Source organism: Hwangdonia seohaensis (assembly GCF_031932625.1).
GTDB classification, from domain to species: Bacteria; Bacteroidota; Bacteroidia; order Flavobacteriales; family Flavobacteriaceae; genus Hwangdonia; species Hwangdonia seohaensis.
On sequence record NZ_JAVSCK010000003.1, the window covers coordinates 650,318 to 668,950 of the forward strand.

An 18,633-nucleotide genomic window follows, 5' to 3' on the forward strand; every position below is an offset into this window, starting at 1 on the left:
CCGAATTTAGCAATGGCAAAAGCTTGTTTTAACAACTTGTTCACTTAATCATGAAACAACCCATATACAAACGCGCTATGATGAAAAACCTCATTATAATTTTACACCTACTTTTTGGTTTTAATATCGTTGTTTCACAAAGTTCCCAAATTTTAATTACGGGAAAAGTTTTAGAAAGCAATAACAACCTTCCTATTGAATACGCTACAATAGCCATATTGGATAATAATTCCAAAAAACCATTAACGGGCACAATAACTTCTGAAGATGGTACATTTTCCATCCGTACAACCGGCACTAATTACTATATTGAGGTTAGCTTTATGGGTTATGAAACAAAGATTTTTAACGATTTTGAAATAATAAACAACACGATAGATTTGCAGACCATTATACTGTCGGTAGACAATCATGCTTTAGATGAGGTTGTGGTTCGTGCCGAAAAATCCCAATTGGAATTTAAGTTGGATAAACGTGTGTTTCATGTCGGTACAGATTTAAGTTCTACTGGTGCCAGCTCATTAGAGGTTTTAAATAGCATTCCCTCGGTAAATGTGAATATTGAAGGCGAAGTTAGTTTAAGGGGCAGTCAAGGCGTGCAAATACTCATAAACGGAAAGCCGTCGGTTTTAGCCACTGCAGATGGCAATGCGCTAGGTAGTATTACTGCAGATATGATTGAAAAAATAGAGGTTATTACCAATCCTTCTGCTAAACACGACGCTGAAGGCACATCGGGAATTATAAATATCATTATTAAAAAATCAGAAAAACGCGGTGTAAATGGGTCGGCGACTTTAAATGTTGGCGTACCAAATAGCAATAGTTTTGGTTTAAGCGTTAATAAACGTACCGAAAAATTCAACCTGTTTAGCCAATTGGGTTTTGGCATTCGCACCTATCCGGATGAACGAAAATCTATTAATCAAGATTTAATAAACGGCACAACAATAACCAGTTTTGGCGAAAGTGAATTTGATGAAAAATTTGCAAACATCCTTATTGGAACCGATTATCACATCAATGCTAATAACGTGATAACGCTTTCGGGTTCTTATGCTTACGAGGTTGAAGACCAGTTCTCAAAAACCAATTTTAGTCAAACCGATGCTTCCAATTCGGCTACCGATAGCTGGCTGCGCAACGAAATAACCGAAGCAGACAACCCCAAATTGCGTTACGAATTGCAATACAAAAAGAATTTTAAGAGACACAAAGATCAAAGTTTATTGTTTAGTGCTTTAGGAAATTCTTTTAGAAAAGACCAATTTTCAGATTTTGAGAATACCGTTGTTTTAGGTAACGATGATGATTTTAAACAAAAAACACGTACGGATTACACCTTGGAAGATTACACGTTTAAGTTGGACTATACCCATCCTTTTTTAGAAAAATACACGATCGAGACAGGTTCGCAGTATGTTATAAATAGCGTGTCAAACGATTTTGCAGTAAGTGATTTGGTTAATGATGAATGGATTAACAATCCTGATTTAACCAATGTATTCGATTTCAACCAAAAGGTTTTGGGTATTTACACCACTGCCGCGTACGAAGGCGATACTTGGGGAATTAAACTAGGTGTAAGGCTTGAAAACACCAATCTTGATACCTTGTTGCAAACAACTAACGAACAAAACGGAGATAATTATACAAACTTGTTTCCCAGCATTCATACGTCTTATAAAATAAACGATAATTTTTCATTACAAGCCGGCTTTTCCAAAAGAATACGACGCCCTGGTTTAAGGGAATTAAATCCGTTTTCAAACATTCGAAACAATTTTAGCATTTCTACCGGTAACCCCGATTTAAAACCGGAATACACAGATTCATACGAGATTACCAGCATTCATAAAATTGGTAAAACCACATTAAATTTTAGTTTATACAACCGCTATACCGTTGATGTGGTTGAGCGTATTTCTACTTTTAGCAATAACGTAAGCACTTCGAGACCAGAAAATGTAGGCACAAATACCACCACGGGTTTTGAAGCCAACGGAAAATATGCTCCAACCAATTGGTTTTCCGTTAATGGCGATTTTAATATAAATTATTTTTACAGAAAAGGGGTGTTTGAAACAGTTTCTTTCGATTTTAAAGGCAATCAATGGGCAACGAGCTTAACGACAAAATTTAAACTTCCTTCCGAATTTGATTTAGAAATATCGGGCGATTATAGGTCCAGATACAAAACGGTGCAAAATGAAATTGCCGATAATTTTTTTACAGATATGGGCTTAAGAAAAAAAATCCTAAAAGGAAAAGTTATTTTAAATTTGAGTATTCGCGATGTTTTTGCTTCTAGAATAGATGAATCGACCACCAATCAACCAGATTTTTATTTGTTTAATAGCAGAAAGCGCGGACGTTTTGTAATATTTGGTGTGAGCTATGGCTTTGGAAAAGGCGAAGCCATGGAATTTTCAGGACAAAGAAGACGCTAGATTAACTTAAAAATTTTAACAATGAAAAAAGTATACTCCGTTGAAGAATACATTGAAGAAAACGCTCTTTTTAGTGAAGCGTTAAACATTTTACGAGCTATAATAAACTCGACCGAACTTGAAGAAACCGTTAAATGGAGCGCACCCGTTTATACCTTGAACAATAAAAACGTTATTGGTTTAGGAGCTTTTAAAAACCATTTCGGGATTTGGTTTTTTAACGGCGTGTTTTTAAAAGACAAGCACAATGTATTGGTAAACGCCCAGGAAGAAAAAACAAAAGCCTTACGACAAATGCGTTTTGAATCGGTTAGCGATATCGATAAAAACGTGGTTTTAGCTTACGTTAAAGAAGCCATTGAAAACCAAAAATTGGGCAAAGAAATTAAACCGGACCGAAGCAAGAAAGAAACCGTTGTTCCGCCAGAGTTAAAGGCTGTTTTGGTAAACGATTTAAAAATCGGTTTTGAAAGTTTATCGGCTTACAAACAGCGCGAATATTGCGAATATATCAGTTCTGCAAAACGGGAAGCCACCAAACAAACACGCTTGGAAAAAATCAAGCCCATGATTTTACAAAGTGTTGGTTTAAATGATAAGTATAAGAATTGTTGATTTTAAAAATTATGTCTTTCCGAACACTTTTGAAATCAAAATATATTTTGATTGCGCATACTTAAGCGAAGCTTATGAGGAGGCATCTCATAATTAAGAGAATTCTCGTCGCTGGTTCCTCGCTCTGTTGAAATGACACATCAAATGATAAACAATAAAAAAAAGCTTCCGATTCGGAAGCTTTTTCTGTTAAACTGAACTTGTTTCAGTTTCTTATTATTCTATTAAAAGTGTTCTGCGATTCTGAAATACTGATATAAATTCAGCACAAGTGAATTCAGAATAACAATGTCTAAACACCTATTTTTTTGCTACTACCGGTGCATTTAGTTTGCTACTCATTTCCATAGAAATCGCAGAGCGTTCAAACTTTACTTTCCCAGACATGGTTTCAATAACACAGCTGCCATCTTTATCGTTAAGCTCTAAAATTTTACCGTGCATACCGCTTTTGGTAATTATTTTATCGCCACGTTTTAATTCGGCTGCAAACTTCTTTTCTTTTTTTGCACGTTTCATTTGTGGTGCAATCATAAAAAAGTAGATCACTACAAACATTAATATAAACGGCATAAATTGCCCTATTCCTTCTCCCATTGTTATTGTTTTTTAATCGTGGTTGTGCCCTTCGTGACCTGGTCGTGTACTAGATTTTACCGGTTTACTTGGTGCTGTTAAAGTTGGTTGTGGTGTTGTGGTTTTAGCGTTTGGATCTGGTTTTACAAAAGCTGAAATTCTTACAACCTCTGTTCCCTTTTCGGTATTTGCTGTAATCGTTACGGCTTTTGAGACTTTGTTTTGCCCCGTGCCGTTAAATTTTACTGTAAATTCTCCAGACTCGCCTGGTGCTAATGGCTCCCTGCTCCAATCTTGAGGAACGGTACAACCGCAAGTACTTTTAATATCGGTAATTACTAAAGGTGCATCACCGGTGTTTGTATATTTAAACACTGTTTCCACGTTTGTTTTCGCTTCAATTTCGCCAAAATCGTGTTCTGTTTTATCAAACTCTAATTTTGGGAATTTAGACGATACGGCATCTCTTTCTGCTGCTGCTGCCAAATTGCTTTCTTCAATTTTTTTAGCGGCATTTTCTTTACATGATGTAAAAGCGATTAAGCACATGGCGCTCAATCCTAATATTACTTTTTTCATTTTAAATGGTTTTTATCATTTGGGGTGTAAAAATAACAATTATTTAACCGATTAAAAACTTTTATTATACTCTTAACAGATTATTACATTAAGCCGCGCCCTATTTTATTCAAATTCCCGTCGGCGGTATATTCTTTTACCAACTTATCTAAAATACCGTTAATAAAAATACTGCTTTTTGGGGTTGAATATTCTTTGGCTATTTCTAAATATTCGTTAATGGTTACTTTTACGGGAATTGAAGTAAAATGCTTCAGTTCGCAAATGGCCATTTGAAGCAACACATAGTCTACATTGGCAATACGGTCGGTATCCCAATTTTTGGTTTTTTGTTCTATCTCTTCACTTAGCGCCGTTTTATTTAAAAACGTTTTTCTAAACAGTTCAATTGCAAATTGTTTATCCTCGGTATCTTTATACAATTGGGGCGTGAAATGATTTTCCGGCGATGTGAGCTTAACTTTTCTAAGTAACTTTAAAATCGTGGTGTTTACCGTTGGAAGATCGTCTAACCAAGTTAGGTTTTTGTCTTCCATATAATCGTAAAGCTTGTCGTTTGGCGCAATGATTTCTTTAAAAATATCAACTATAAAATTTTTGTCTTCTTTAAAATCAGACACTTTGGTTTGCATATATTCTTTGTACAAATCACTGGAAATAATAGCTTTAAATATAATATCGACATACTCGTTATCTAAATTCCAATTGGTGATTTTGTACGTTTCAAGCTGATTTTTTAGCATCGTATTGCTTTTAAGTATGTGCAATACTTGATTGTTAACAAATTTCCGGTTCGGGTCTTTGTCTTCTTTGGTTGCTAAATGTTTATTCTGTTTTTTTTGTAAATCGGTTTCGGCTCTTTTTTGCACTTCAATAAGTAGCGCCATTAACAATAGGTACAGGTTGTACATATTATCTATACTAAACAGTAAAAACTTCTGGTCCTTGCTAAAGTCGTCGCTTTCGCCGCCTTTAAAGGCATATAGGGTTTGCATTACTTTTACACGAATATGTCTTCTGTTTAGCATCATTACAAAGAACTTTAAATTATAAAAACGAAAATTTAAGTGATTTTTCGTGCTGCAAAAATAATACTATTTTAAAAAAACACTTCATATTAAATTAATTTATTTAGGCTTTATTTAACAATGAGAAGTTTAAAGGTAAATCGATTAATGGTTTTAATCTATTATCTTTGTTTCTTCAAATTAAAGTACCGATACCGTTATACATGAAGGAACTTCAGCATTTAAACAAATACTTTTTAAAATACAAAACACACCTTTTAATAGGTAGCGTAATTACTGTTGTTGCCCGCATTTTTTTGCTTTTTACACCGCGTTATGTAAAAGAAATTTTTGTAACCATTGAAAGGTATACTGATAATATTATCACCAAAGATGTGTTTAAAGCAGAATTAACCGAAGCTATTTTGTACATTGTTGGAGCCGCTGTATTTGCCGGCATACTTACTTTTTTTATGCGCCAGACCATAATAAATGTGTCGCGTTATATTGAATACGATTTAAAAAACGAAATTTATGCGCAGTACCAAAAACTCTCGTTAAATTTCTACAAAAAAAACAGGACAGGTGATTTAATGAATCGGATAAGCGAAGACGTAAGTCGTGTGCGCATGTACGCAGGTCCTGCTTTAATGTACAGTATCAATACCGTAACGCTTTTTATAATTGTATTAATTTACATGTTTAATGCGGCTCCAAAACTGGCGCTGTACACCATTGCGCCCTTACCCGTTTTATCGATTGCGATATATAAATTAAGCCGGGAAATACATAAACGCAGTACCATAGTGCAACAATACCTATCGAAACTATCAACTTATACACAAGAGTCTTTTAGTGGTATTTCGGTAATAAAAGCTTATGGTATCGAACCTTTAACGGCTACAAATTTTAAAACCCTTTCGGCTACCAGTAAAGAAAAACAGGTTAGTTTGGCTAAAGTGCAGGCTTTGTTTTTTCCGATGATGATTTTACTTATTGGCGTGAGCAATTTGTTGGTGATTTACATTGGTGGCATGCAGTATATAAATGGCGAAATTGAAAGTTTGGGTACCATTGCAGAGTTTATTATTTACGTAAATATGCTCACATGGCCTGTGGCTACGGTGGGTTGGGTAACATCCATAGTACAGCAGGCTGAGGCATCGCAAAAACGTATAAATGAGTTTTTAAAGATTGAACCCGAAATAAAAAACAACACGGTTAATCATACCGAAATTACTGGAGATATTACCTTTAACAAGGTGTCTTTTACTTATGACGACACCAATATTCAGGCTTTAAAAAATGTAAGTTTCGAAATCAAAGAAGGCGAAACACTGGCAATTTTAGGGAAAACAGGCTCGGGAAAATCCACTATTTTGGATTTGATAGGAAGGCTTTACGATATTGACGCGGGGTCGATAACAATAAACGGTACCGAAATACATCAGCTGAATCTTAACGATTTGAGAAACAACATTGGTTATGTGCCACAAGATGCTTTTTTGTTTTCAGATTCCATAAAAAACAACATCAGGTTCGGAAAAGAAGATGCCACAGACGAGGATGTTATTGAAGCGGCAAAAAACGCACAAGTACACAAAAATATTATAAAATTTAACGAAGGCTACAACACGGTTTTGGGTGAGCGCGGGATTACACTTTCGGGCGGACAAAAACAGCGTGTATCTATTGCACGAGCCATTATTAAATCGCCCAAGATTTTATTGTTTGATGATTGTTTATCGGCGGTCGATACCGAAACCGAAGAGAAAATCCTTGAAAACCTGAACAAATTATCAAAAGGAAAAACAACGCTGATTGTAAGCCATAGAGTGTCTTCTGCCAAAAATGCCGATAAAATCATTGTGCTGGAAAACGGTGAAATTGTACAAAAAGGAAATCACGATTCACTGATTAATGCCGACGGTTATTACAAAGATTTGTATTTAAAACAACTAAGTGAAGCAGACTCCAAATAAATGGGAAACTAACTGGAATTAAGACAGATACATTGTTCTATTTTTCAATAAAACCCAACAAATATGAACTTAAAAAAAAGAAAACTCAATATTTGTTGGTTAATATGCGATTTTTTTAGATTTTTGATACAAATAACAAAGTATTCAACAAATTTCTAAATAACTATGAATAATAATGACATGATGGAGCGCGAAGAGATTTTTTCAAAAGTATTACGAGCTGGAAGACGCACCTATTTTTTTGACGTAAGAGCTACTAAAGCAGAAGATTATTACCTGACTATTACCGAAAGCAAAAAGTTTACTAATGATGATGGTTCTTATCATTATAAAAAACATAAAATATATATTTACAAAGAGGATTTTGCTGAATTTAAAGATATTCTTGCTGAAATGACCGATTATATCATTAAAGAAAAAGGCGATGAAGTGATTAGTGAACGTCATCAAAAAGACTTTAAAAAAGAATATAACAACAATGAACCAAGGGTTACTGAAGATGAGTTAAAAACCCCTGAAAGTTTCACGGATATAGATTTTGAAGATATTTAACAGACTTCTTTAGTCTTCAATAAATTATAAATAACGCGCCACCATTTCACCATTTATCTTTATGGGTGGCTTTGTGAATCATGTATGTTTTACAGGGCGAATAGAGTAGTGCTAAACGCCCATCCAAACCATATAAACTACAAAAAGGGAATAGCCGTAGTAATTCTTTTAAATATGCAAAACTACTAACGGTGTTATAGTTTACCTTTTGTTTTTAAGAGTTTTTGCTGTTGCTTAATGGTAAGTGTGCTTCCGTCATGGCTCCAACCTGGAGCAGCAAAGGCGTACATGAATTTATGGTACCAGTTTTTAGACTTTTTCATGTCGTTCCAAATATCTTTATATTCATGCGTTAAAATAATTAATGGATTATATGAATTTGGAGCTTTTGAAACACCATATTTAATATCGATGGTGTCGTCAAGCTCTTTCCAAGTTCCAAAGATTTTATCAAAAATATTTAAAAACCCGCCATGATTTTTATCCATGTATTCTAAATTTTGAGCATGATGTACTTGATGCATGGTATGGGTGTTGAACACTTTTTCAATAATACCCATTTTAGGAATATAAACAGAATGTAATTGAAATTGCCATAAGGCTTCAATGCCCAAACACACCACCAACATTTCCGGAGGAAAACCAAGTGCCGGTATCCACATATAGAAAAAGGGTTTGTAAAAAATAGTAAACCAACCGTTTCTTACGGCAGTACCCAGATTAAAATTATCTGAAGAATGATGCACCACATGGGCAGCCCAAAGAAAGCGTACATTATGGTTTTGGCGATGAAACCAATAATAACTAAAATCGTCAAGTAGTTGGCAAATTATCCAAATATACCATGCATATCCAAACGATTTCCATCCCATGATATTGGTGCGAATACCGTCTATTTCCGGATTGAAAACTTCGTAAACAAAATTAAAAAGCACAATGGCAGCTATGGTTTTTGTAAGGGGTGCTATAATGGTAGAGCCAATGCCCATTGTTAAACTCGCGGCCAAATCTTTCCAATGGTATAAATCTTTTTTGTCTTTTTTGTGTTTGCTATAAGATAATTCTAGTAAGATAAAACCAAGAAAACAAGGAACACCATAAACTAATGGGTTAGTAAAATTCATTAAAATATTATCGTTTGCTCAAAAATAGGTCGATTTTTATCCTTAGGCAGTTTATATTAGATTTTTTTGAAAACAAAAATCCTGTATCTACTTTAACGGGTAGATACAGGATAAATTATATTTATGCTATGTTATTTAGCTAAAACAGTTTCTTTTTTATTTGAAAAATCAACTTCAATTTGATTATTTAAAATATCATCAAAGGTTTCTCTTTTTCGTATTAAATGCGCTTTGTTATTATACCATAAAACCTCTGCAGGTCGGTAACGCGAGTTGTAATTGCTGGCCATTGAAAAACAATAGGCACCGGCATTTTTAAAGCATAAAATATCGCCTTCGCTAATTTCATTAATACGCCTGTTGTTTCCAAAGGTGTCGGTTTCGCAAATATAACCTACAACGGTGTAAAAACGCTCGCGACCGTTAGGGTTGGAAATATTAATAATATCGTGATGCGACCCATAAAACATGGGACGAATTAAATGGTTAAATCCAGAATCAACTTGAGCAAAAACCGTTGAGGTGGTTTGTTTTACAGCGTTTACGGTGGTTAAAAACCTTCCGGATTCACTCACTAAAAATTTTCCGGGTTCAAATGCTAGGGTTAACTCCTTACCGTAATCTTTACAAAATTGATTGAATTTTGAAGATAGCTTTTTCCCTAATTCTTCAATATTGGTTTCAATATCACCGTCTTTATAGGGTACTTTAAAACCCGAACCAAAATCGATAAAGTCTAAATTTTTGAATTGTTTTGCAGTTTCAAAAAGTATTTCGCTTGCATATAAAAACACATCAATATCTAGAATATCGCTGCCCGTATGCATATGAATTCCATTAATGGTCATTTTGGTATTCTCAACAATGCGCAGTAAATGCGGAATTTGATGAATTGAAATGCCAAATTTGGAATCGATATGACCCACAGAAATATTGCTGTTTCCGCCAGCCATAACATGCGGGTTAATACGAATACAAACCGGAACATTGGGGTGCTTCGTACCAAATTGCTCTAAAATAGCGAGGTTATCAATATTTATTTGAACACCTAATTTTGCAGCTTCTTCAATTTCAGAAAGCGACACGCCGTTGGGTGTAAAAATAATTTCTTCGGGTAAAAAGCCTGCAGCTAAACCCAATTGAACCTCTTGGATGGAAACGGTATCAATTCCAGAGCCTAAGCTTTTAAAAAGTTTTAAAATTGAAATATTCGATAAGGCTTTTACGGCATAATTCAACTTTAAGGTTTTAACATTCTTAAAAGCATTGGTTAAGCGGTTATATTGTGCTGTAATTTTTTCAGCATCGTAAACGTAAACAGGACTTCCGTATTCTTTTGCTATGTTGAGCAACTGATTATTGGTCATAAGTACAACATTATTTTTTTCAAAGATATTTCATTATTTTCAAAATAAAATTAATAAACACAAAATTAATTAAATTACACAAAATGTTAAATATATAACAAATTATGGGGTGCAATTTTAATTTTCCTCATTCTTAAATAAAACATTAGTGTAATTAATAGCGATTATTTACATTTGTGCATCTTAAACTATTAAGCAAGTTATGAATTTACACGAATATCAAGGTAAAGAAATATTAAGCACCTTTGGAGTGCGTATTCAGCGCGGAATTGTTGCTCAAAATGCACAAGAAGCGGTTGCAGCAGCAAAACAATTAACACAGGAAACAGGTACGAGTTGGCATGTTATTAAAGCACAAGTTCATGCCGGCGGACGAGGTAAAGGTGGCGGTGTAAAGCTTGCAAAAAATTTACAGGAAGTAGAAACCATTGCTGGACAAATTATTGGGATGAACTTAATTACTCCCCAAACTTCTGCCGAAGGTAAACGCGTGCATCAGGTTTTAATTGCCGAGGATGTGTATTACCCAGGCGAAAGTGAAACCAGTGAGTTTTATATGTCGGTTTTATTAAACCGTGGTACGGGGCGTAATATGATTATGTATTCTACCGAAGGTGGGATGGATATTGAAACCGTAGCTGAAGAAACACCACATTTAATTTTTACCGAAGAAATAGATCCATCGGTAGGTTTAATGCCGTTTCAAGCAAGACGTGTGGCTTTCAATTTAGGATTATCCGGATTGGCATTTAAGGAAATGACAAAGTTTGTTTCTAATCTTTATACGGCTTATGTGAAATCGGATTCGTCTTTATTTGAAATAAATCCCGTTTTAAAAACAAGCGATAATAAAATAATGGCTGTTGATGCCAAGGTAACCATTGACGATAATGCCTTATACAGACATAAAAATTATGTTGATTTACGTGATATTCGCGAAGAAAGTGCCATTGAAGTTGAAGCGGGAGAACTCGGTTTGAATTATGTGGATTTAGACGGAAACGTGGGTTGTATGGTTAACGGTGCTGGTTTAGCCATGGCTACCATGGATTTAATTAAACAAGCCGGTGGTGAGCCAGCAAACTTTTTAGATGTTGGCGGAACTGCTGATGCCGCACGTGTTGAAGCGGCTTTTAAAATTATTTTGAAAGACCCAGCGGTTAAAGCTATATTAATTAACATTTTTGGAGGTATTGTACGTTGCGACCGTGTGGCGCAGGGTGTTATTGATGCGTACAAAAACATGGGCAATATTACCGTACCAATTATTGTGCGTTTACAAGGTACCAATGCAGATATAGCAAAGGAATTAATTGATAATTCCGGTTTAGATGTAATGAGTGCTACGGAGTTTCAAGAAGCTGCCGATAAAGTACAGGAAGTTTTGGGTTAATAAACCTATAGTTATATAATAAAAAAAAAGAGCAACTATATCAGTTGCTCTTTTTTTGTGTTTTGGCTTCGCCCTTTTTTGGCATAGGCCCTCGTAAATGAATCACCAAACCATTTAAAAAATTTCTTAAAATTTGGTCGCCACATTCCATGTATTTGGGGTGGTCTTCTTTTCTGAAAAAAGCTCCAAGTTCGCTTTTGGAAATTCTAAAATCCACAAGACTTAAAATCTTTACAATATCATCATCTCTCAGTTTTAGAGCGACTCGTAATTTTTTTAAAATATCGTTATTAGTCATAAATAATAATATATCGTTTTTTCAATCAATGCATTTCATCGATTTAATTTTCAAGAATACACGTTCTTGACGTTTTTAATTTTTCATAAAGATACTTTAAATAATGATTTTATGCTCAAATAATAAATGCTAAAATTATTCATTTAATTTATTGATAATGAGAAAATTAGTTAAAAAAATGCTTTAATGGCATGTTATTTCACCTCTGTGTTTTACGTAAAAATCGGATAAAAAAAATGGGTTTATGATGAAATAATTAAAATCTTCGATTAATAACGCCCTGTTTTTCGATAAGTTACATTATATCTACGATTATCAAAGAACTCTTCTGTGTATCTTTATACTATAATTAATTAATCCCTTCAAGTCATGATTAATAGAGTCGAAAAATTGAGTCTTCTATCCGAAATGATTGCTTTTGCAAAATATGATAAAGACATAAAAAACATAGAATATAACTTTTTGTTGGGTGTGGCCAAACAACTTGAAATATCTCGTGAAGATTTTGAATATTTAATAGAACATCCAGTTACTTATACACATTTAAAATCGCATAGCGAGCGCATCGTTCAGTTTCACAGGTTGGTTTTACTAATGAATATTGAACAGGAATACGGCGATGAAAACAACTCTGCGGGTGTTGTAAAGCTTTATAATTTTGGGTTGAGAATGGGATTGAGCCACGAATCGATAACCAAGGTTTTGTATTTAATGGAAAGTTTTCCAAATAAGATTGTTCCACCAGACGTATTAATAGATATTTTTAAAACACAGTACAATTAAATTTTTATCTGCTAAGTTTAATTTACTTGTGTTGTGAAGCCCTTTTTGGGTTATGGAAAAGCTAAAGGTTTACACTTTTAGCTTTTCTAGTTTATTTTGGTAGCTTTTTATTTCGTCTCGTAGTTGGGCCGCCACAATAAAATCCAGGGCTTTAGCGGCTTCTTCCATAATTTTGCGCTTTTCGCGAATTTTCTTTTCCAGTTCTGGTTTACTTAAATAGGCGCTTTCCGGTTCGGCGGCTTTGGCGGCTTCCAATTCGTAACTATAGGTGCTTACCGAGTTTTTAGATAAGGCATTGTCCAAACTTTTGTTCAGTGCCGTCGGGGTAATGTTATTTGCCGTATTGTAAGCAATTTGTTTTTCACGTCGGTAATTGGTTTCATCAATGGTTTTCTGCATGCTTTTGGTAATTTTATCGGCATACATAATGGCCTTCCCGTTTAGGTGTCGTGCGGCTCGTCCAACGGTTTGGGTCAGTGAACGGGCCGAACGTAAAAAGCCTTCTTTATCGGCATCTAAAATAGCAACAAGCGATACTTCGGGTAAATCTAACCCTTCACGAAGGAGGTTTACACCAACTAAAACATCAAACAAACCTTTACGTAAATCTTGCATAATTTCAACGCGCTCTAAAGTATCGACATCACTGTGAATATAACGACAACGTATTTGAATGCGATCCAAATATTTGGTCAATTCCTCAGCCATACGTTTGGTTAACGTGGTTACCAAAGTACGTTCGTCTTTTTCAACACGTTGCTGAATTTCTTCAATTAAATCGTCAATCTGGTTTAAGCTTGGTCGAACCTCGATAACTGGATCTAGCAATCCCGTTGGACGAATCACCTGTTCCACATAAATACCATCGGATTTTTGAAGTTCGTAATCTGCGGGCGTCGCACTTACATAAATAACTTGATTTTGTAAGGCTTCAAATTCCTCAAATTTTAATGGCCGATTATCCATAGCGGCGGGTAATCTAAAACCATATTCCACTAAGTTTTCTTTTCGGCTTCTATCGCCGCCATACATAGCGTGCACTTGCGAAATGGTAACGTGGCTTTCATCGACCACCATTAAATAATCCTCTGGAAAATAATCCAATAAACAGAATGGTCGGGTTCCGGGTTGCCTGCCGTCCAAATACCGCGAATAGTTTTCAATACCTGAGCAATAGCCCAATTCGCGTATCATTTCCAAATCGAATTCGGTGCGCTCTTTCAGGCGTTTTGCCTCCAAATGTTTACCGATTTCTTTAAAATAATCGTACTGTTTTACCAAATCATCCTGAATTTCTTTGATGGCACCTTGCAAAACTTCAGGCGAGGTTACAAACATGTTCGCTGGATAAATGGTAAGGATGTCATATTTTTCAATGACTTCGTTGGTTTGTATGTTAAAGGATTCAATATCTTCAATTTCATCGCCAAAAAAGTGAATTCTAAAGGCATCATCGGCGTAACTCGGAAAAATATCAACCGTATCGCCTTTTATCCTAAAATTACCGTGATTGAATTCGCCTTCGGTACGCGAGTACAAACTTTGTACCAATTGATGCAATAATTTGGTGCGCGAAATTACCTGATCTCTTTTAAGGGTGATGACGTTTTTTTGAAATTCGACCGGGTTCCCAATACCATATAAACAGGATACGGATGCCACAACTATAACATCACGACGGCCAGAAAGCAACGAAGATGTTGTACTTAAACGCATCTTTTCGATTTCTTCGTTAATGGATAAATCTTTTTCTATGTAAACGCCTGAAACGGGAATGTAAGCTTCGGGTTGATAATAATCGTAATACGATACAAAATACTCGACAGCATTCTCAGGAAAGAACTGTTTAAACTCAGAATATAATTGCGCGGCGAGCGTTTTATTATGCGCCAACACCAAAGTAGGGCGTTGCATGTCTTCAATCACATTGGCAACGGTAAAGGTTTTTCCCGATCCGGTTACACCGAGTAAAGTTTGGTACTTTTCATCCGTATTAATGCCATTGACCAACTGCTTTATGGCTTGCGGTTGATCGCCGGTAGGTTTGAATTCTGAATCTATTTTGAATTTCATTTTGCAAAATTACACAAAATATATGGGTTAGCGTTTTAGGGTGAAATGCCCCATAAACTGCCTGCCATCTTCGAGAAAAACTTTAAACCAATAATCGTCGGCGTTTAACAATTCGCCATTAAAAGTACCGTCCCAACCAGCAGATGCGGTTTGAATTTGTTTAATTAATTTTCCGTAGCGATCAAATATTTGAATGGTGCTATGGGGTTGAAACTGATTATTTACACCTAAAATTTGCCAATAGTCGTTATCGCCATCGCCATTGGGTGTAAAATATTTAGGATAACCTATAACAGATATTTCAATGGAACTTGTGCCACAGCCTTTTTTATCCCGCACATAAATGGTGTGAAAACCTGCTTTTATATTATCGAAAAAAGGTTCGTCTTGATAGAATGAAAACTCTTCATCCAAAGCATACTCATAATCTCCGAGTCCGAGATTGGTTTCATTTATGGTGATTGAATTATTATCTGAAATATCAACAATCGAAATATCATTTAAAGTAATGGTAGCAAGTTCCGATGCATTTACAAAAACATCACGAGTTCTTGAGCATCCGGTGCCATCGGTTTTTGTGAGTGTAATGGAATAAGTTCCGGGTGTTGAAACCGTTAAAGTAGGGGTGTTGGACAGTGTCGTTCCATCTTCGTAAACCCATTCATAAAGATAATTTTCTGAAGAATTAGCTTCCAAAGGATCTAAAAAAATTGTAAAAGTGGGGTCGGAAGAACAAACAATTTGGGGCGTTTCAATAGAAAAATCGGGTAAAGGATTTACTACAAAATCAATATTTGTAGATGCTGTACAGGTAGGATTTATGGGGTTTACAACATCAACCCTAATGCTTTGCGTTCTCGAAACAAATGGATTTGGTAGCGACGGACTATTGGTAATTTGATTCCCGAATTCATCTAAATACGTATAGTAAACTTCCATGCCCGTTTGCATCCCCAAAATGGTATTTTGGATGGTTGAGGTATCAAAATGATGTAACCCATCTGCGTCATCTAATCCATCATCGCCATCGCAAACTGCGGGTATGGTAACGAGGTTTGCAACAGGTTGTGCGTCAACAATAAACGTAATGGTTGTTTCATCGTAACATGGGCCATCGGGGTCTGCTGTTGCATTATTTGTTACACGAGCGGTAATGGTTTGGCTTGCTGTTAAAAAAGGGTTTGGTAACGGACTTGGTAAAGGTGTATTGTTTTCATCAAAATAAGTAACCGACACATCAGCAAGCGACTGCCCGTTGAGTATATCGGTTTCAATTTGTGACGTGTCAAACGGGTAGTTTATTACCGTATCGGTTGTGTCGAAATCACATTGTCTATCAACCGTTACAGGGTTTGCCGTGGGCAATGCTTCAACATTTAGTAAGTTGGTGAACTCTTTTAAACCTAAACAATTATTACCCAAATCGCTCTTTACTCGTACCCAAATTCTTTGTGTATTGGGAACGTTTGTATTTTGATAATTGGCAATATCGGTTATTTCATTTGTTTCCAATTCAGCATCTGTTTGACTTTCGTAAAAATGTACAGTAACGCTAAATGTTGAAAAAACAGTATTTGAAATATGGTTTTTAAGAGCGGACATATCAAAAGTAGAAATACCATCTCTATTATTTAATCCATCGTCACAAAGAGAAATTGGCGGCGGGTTATATTGGTCTAAAGCTGCGCTTGAAGGATTTACCTCTAATGTTAAAGGAACTACCCTAAAACAACCGTTAGGATGTTCAACTCTGATCCAAATTGTCTCTGGGGTGAAACCAATGCCATCTTGATAATTGGACGGATTTATAACGGGGTTTGTTGCATTTTCGGCCTGATTCTGGTTTTCATAATAGCTAAAAGTAAGTCCTTCGCTTAAATAACTAGGGTTTATTTCTTCTTTAATAGAATCGAGGGTTAAATTAAAATATGCTTGTCCGTCGTTTGCTGCATCATCACATTGACTATATGTACTTGGGTAATTGGCATTTGGTAATGGTAGCACTTCAATGTTAAAAGAAGTCTCTGTGTAACAGGATGGGTTTAAATTGTTCGTTAACCGCACATAAATGGTTTGTCCGCTAGCCGAAGTATTTACAAAAGCATTCGGTGTTGTAATTTGAGTTGTGTAAGCCGAATCAGTAAAGTATGCAATTGTGAAATCTGATGAAGACTGACCATTTAAAATTTCGGTTTCTTTTAAGGTTAAATCGAATACATTATAGCCGTCGGTATCAGTGCCAGAAGTGGTGTTATCGCAGTAACTAAGTGCACTTATGGGTTGGTTAATTACCGTGGAGTAAACTTCCAAATTGAAGTTAGTTGTGGTATAACAAATATTGCCCAATAATTGGGTGTTGTTTTCTACCCGTGCATAAATGGTTGCATTATCGCTGTTATACATGTTTGGCAATGGGGAATTTCCCGTGTCGGCATCGGCTTGAGAACTATGATAGGTAATTGTTACGCCGCTATCTGCGTTTATAAAATTGTTTTGCGAAGTTAAATCGAATAACGCTGTGCCATCACCGGTGTCATCGCACAATTGCATATTGGGCGCGATGTTGGCATAGGTTTTATTATAAGTTAAAACCTCTGATAAAAAATGACATTTAGAATTAAGTAAATTGGCTAAACTGTGGGCAAATTTAAGCCGTATTAAATGCGTTGAGTTTGAGTTAGCAGGTATGGTATGGTTTAAAACGCTTGACGTTTCATTTGGAATATCAACCCATACACCTGGACTAGTAGATTCCTGCCATTGCATGGCAAAGCTGTTAGGGACATTGCCCGATAAACTAATGGAATTATTAGAGACATCGGTGATACAAAATGAATTGTTATTGGAGTTACTTGTTAATTGGTCAATGCTATCAATTACCGGACCGCATGGCCTTATTTGAATATCATCAATGGCCAAATCGTTTCCATCTAAGCCAGCAACATTGTTTTTTAACATAAAATAGATGTTCTCGGTTCCCGATGGCACGGAAAAAACGAGACTCCTGCGATGCCATCTGTTGGTGCCCACGCCTTCAATGGGACCTGTGTCTGTTTCAACAATGCTACCAATATTCTGGTCGTTAATATCCGTGAAACCAATTATTAGCTTAATATTTGGGTCTATAAAGTAATCGGGTGCATTTGTTTTTGCAAACCAAGCAGAAAGTTCATATTCTATATCATCACACAGGCCATCAATCTTTTGGGCATAAAATACATTTAAATCTTCCTTGGCATCGCAATAATATAAGTAGCCATTCGTGTTTCCGGTATGGTCTGGAAAATCATCATTCCAATCGGCACCATTGGGAGCAGCGTCTTTAGGGGTTTTCATTATGCCATATTGGTCTTGACCAACATTTCCGGTTCCCACGTACGTGTACAAATCGGCAGGCCTGAAATTTGGATGTACATTGTTTGGGTCTTGATTTAGGGAAGGACCAAGTCTCGCTGTACCCGAACCAAAATTTTCTTCAAAAACAGCGACACCAAACGTACAGTTTGTTTGGGATTGAATGGAGTTACAGAAAAAAGTAAATAGTGTGATAAAACATATAGTAACGATATATAATCGAATTTTTAATTTCTTCTTATAAAAAATCATACAATCAAATATGTTAATGCACATTATATTAAAGGAGCGACTAAAATATAGTATTTAATTAAGTTGAACTTATAAAAAAGTTAAAGGTTTAATTATTTAAGATGAAGTGAGTTGTATTAGTGTTGAGGTGTTGTATTCAAATGAATTTTATCATAAGCGATTGTGTCTGTTTCTGTTCTTTTTTTTCCATTTAAAGAAAATATGATTTGAGTTTATTATTGGTTGCTT

At 35.5% G+C, this 18,633-nt stretch carries 14 protein-coding genes; 6 read left to right on the forward strand and 8 right to left on the reverse strand.

What is annotated here, in order from left to right; translation table 11 throughout:
- Window positions 1-50 precede the first annotated feature (50 nt).
- Both RNZ47_RS11940 and RNZ47_RS11945 read left to right on the forward strand, forming a co-directional pair.
- On the forward strand, window positions 51-2,450 hold the full coding sequence (locus RNZ47_RS11940; RefSeq protein ID WP_311940281.1) for a TonB-dependent receptor: 2,400 nt from the start codon (window positions 51-53) through the stop codon (window positions 2,448-2,450).
- 21 nt (window positions 2,451-2,471) lie between these two features.
- Complete coding sequence (locus tag RNZ47_RS11945) at window positions 2,472-3,065, forward strand: YdeI/OmpD-associated family protein (protein ID WP_311940283.1); 594 nt, start codon at window positions 2,472-2,474, stop codon at window positions 3,063-3,065.
- A gap of 300 nt (window positions 3,066-3,365) precedes the next feature.
- Here RNZ47_RS11945 and yajC read toward each other — a convergent pair whose 3' ends face one another.
- The 3 genes from yajC to nusB all read right to left on the reverse strand — a co-directional run bounded on the left by yajC (window position 3,366) and on the right by nusB (window position 5,251).
- On the reverse strand, window positions 3,366-3,662 hold the full coding sequence (gene yajC / locus RNZ47_RS11950) for a preprotein translocase subunit YajC (RefSeq protein ID WP_311940285.1): 297 nt from the start codon (window positions 3,660-3,662) through the stop codon (window positions 3,366-3,368).
- A gap of 12 nt (window positions 3,663-3,674) precedes the next feature.
- A complete protein-coding gene (locus RNZ47_RS11955) occupies window positions 3,675-4,220 on the reverse strand; it encodes a DUF1573 domain-containing protein (protein ID WP_311940287.1) in 546 nt (181 codons plus the stop codon).
- Window positions 4,221-4,303: 83 nt separating this feature from the next.
- A complete protein-coding gene (gene nusB, locus RNZ47_RS11960) occupies window positions 4,304-5,251 on the reverse strand; it encodes a transcription antitermination factor NusB (RefSeq protein WP_311940289.1) in 948 nt (315 codons plus the stop codon).
- Between the two features lie 200 nt (window positions 5,252-5,451).
- Here nusB and RNZ47_RS11965 point away from each other — a divergent pair, with 200 nt between their 5' ends.
- Both RNZ47_RS11965 and RNZ47_RS11970 read left to right on the forward strand, forming a co-directional pair.
- Window positions 5,452-7,209, forward strand: a complete 1,758-nt coding sequence (locus RNZ47_RS11965) for an ABC transporter ATP-binding protein (RefSeq protein ID WP_311940291.1) — start codon at window positions 5,452-5,454, stop codon at window positions 7,207-7,209.
- 165 nt (window positions 7,210-7,374) lie between these two features.
- On the forward strand, window positions 7,375-7,761 hold the full coding sequence (locus RNZ47_RS11970) for a PUR family DNA/RNA-binding protein (RefSeq protein WP_311940293.1): 387 nt from the start codon (window positions 7,375-7,377) through the stop codon (window positions 7,759-7,761).
- Between the two features lie 194 nt (window positions 7,762-7,955).
- Here RNZ47_RS11970 and RNZ47_RS11975 read toward each other — a convergent pair whose 3' ends face one another.
- Together RNZ47_RS11975 and lysA are read right to left on the reverse strand one after the other, a co-directional pair.
- Window positions 7,956-8,885, reverse strand: coding sequence for a sterol desaturase family protein (locus RNZ47_RS11975; RefSeq protein ID WP_311940295.1), 930 nt, complete (start codon window positions 8,883-8,885; stop codon window positions 7,956-7,958).
- A 131-nt stretch (window positions 8,886-9,016) separates the two neighbouring features.
- Entirely contained in the window at window positions 9,017-10,279 is a 1,263-nt protein-coding gene (gene lysA / locus RNZ47_RS11980; RefSeq protein ID WP_311940583.1) for a diaminopimelate decarboxylase, read from the reverse strand.
- 175 nt (window positions 10,280-10,454) lie between these two features.
- Here lysA and sucC point away from each other — a divergent pair, with 175 nt between their 5' ends.
- Entirely contained in the window at window positions 10,455-11,645 is a 1,191-nt protein-coding gene (gene sucC, locus RNZ47_RS11985; RefSeq protein ID WP_311940297.1) for an ADP-forming succinate--CoA ligase subunit beta, read from the forward strand.
- A gap of 40 nt (window positions 11,646-11,685) precedes the next feature.
- Here the strand turns inward: sucC and RNZ47_RS11990 are convergent, their stop codons facing one another.
- Window positions 11,686-11,943, reverse strand: coding sequence for a DUF1456 family protein (locus RNZ47_RS11990; protein WP_311940299.1), 258 nt, complete (start codon window positions 11,941-11,943; stop codon window positions 11,686-11,688).
- Window positions 11,944-12,312: 369 nt separating this feature from the next.
- On the opposite strand from RNZ47_RS11990, the gene RNZ47_RS11995 reads away from it, so the two are divergent.
- Window positions 12,313-12,726 carry a TerB family tellurite resistance protein gene (locus RNZ47_RS11995; RefSeq protein ID WP_311940301.1) on the forward strand — a complete coding sequence of 138 codons (414 nt, stop codon included), beginning with the start codon at window positions 12,313-12,315 and terminating at the stop codon, window positions 12,724-12,726.
- Between the two features lie 69 nt (window positions 12,727-12,795).
- Here RNZ47_RS11995 and uvrB read toward each other — a convergent pair whose 3' ends face one another.
- Window positions 12,796-14,799 (reverse strand): excinuclease ABC subunit UvrB, encoded by a 2,004-nt coding sequence (uvrB, locus tag RNZ47_RS12000; RefSeq protein WP_311940303.1) that lies wholly within the window; start codon window positions 14,797-14,799, stop codon window positions 12,796-12,798.
- A gap of 27 nt (window positions 14,800-14,826) precedes the next feature.
- Window positions 14,827-18,405 carry an FIDD domain-containing protein gene (locus RNZ47_RS12005; RefSeq protein WP_311940305.1) on the reverse strand — a complete coding sequence of 1,193 codons (3,579 nt, stop codon included), beginning with the start codon at window positions 18,403-18,405 and terminating at the stop codon, window positions 14,827-14,829.
- Window positions 18,406-18,633: the final 228 nt, after the last annotated feature.

Excerpts from the sequence above, each read along its gene's own strand:
- sucC (WP_311940297.1), top strand. The coding sequence starts at position 10,455 with ATGAATTTACACGAATATCAAGGTAAAGAAATATTAAGCACCTTTGGA.
- uvrB (WP_311940303.1), bottom strand. The coding sequence starts at position 14,799 with ATGAAATTCAAAATAGATTCAGAATTCAAACCTACCGGCGATCAACCG.
- RNZ47_RS12005 (WP_311940305.1), bottom strand. The coding sequence starts at position 18,405 with ATGATTTTTTATAAGAAGAAATTAAAAATTCGATTATATATCGTTACT.
- RNZ47_RS11970 (WP_311940293.1), top strand. The coding sequence starts at position 7,375 with ATGAATAATAATGACATGATGGAGCGCGAAGAGATTTTTTCAAAAGTA.
- RNZ47_RS11990 (WP_311940299.1), bottom strand. The coding sequence starts at position 11,943 with ATGACTAATAACGATATTTTAAAAAAATTACGAGTCGCTCTAAAACTG.
- yajC (WP_311940285.1), bottom strand. The coding sequence starts at position 3,662 with ATGGGAGAAGGAATAGGGCAATTTATGCCGTTTATATTAATGTTTGTA.
- RNZ47_RS11975 (WP_311940295.1), bottom strand. The coding sequence starts at position 8,885 with ATGAATTTTACTAACCCATTAGTTTATGGTGTTCCTTGTTTTCTTGGT.
- RNZ47_RS11945 (WP_311940283.1), top strand. The coding sequence starts at position 2,472 with ATGAAAAAAGTATACTCCGTTGAAGAATACATTGAAGAAAACGCTCTT.
- nusB (WP_311940289.1), bottom strand. The coding sequence starts at position 5,251 with ATGATGCTAAACAGAAGACATATTCGTGTAAAAGTAATGCAAACCCTA.
- RNZ47_RS11965 (WP_311940291.1), top strand. The coding sequence starts at position 5,452 with ATGAAGGAACTTCAGCATTTAAACAAATACTTTTTAAAATACAAAACA.
- RNZ47_RS11955 (WP_311940287.1), bottom strand. The coding sequence starts at position 4,220 with ATGAAAAAAGTAATATTAGGATTGAGCGCCATGTGCTTAATCGCTTTT.
- RNZ47_RS11940 (WP_311940281.1), top strand. The coding sequence starts at position 51 with ATGAAACAACCCATATACAAACGCGCTATGATGAAAAACCTCATTATA.
- RNZ47_RS11995 (WP_311940301.1), top strand. The coding sequence starts at position 12,313 with ATGATTAATAGAGTCGAAAAATTGAGTCTTCTATCCGAAATGATTGCT.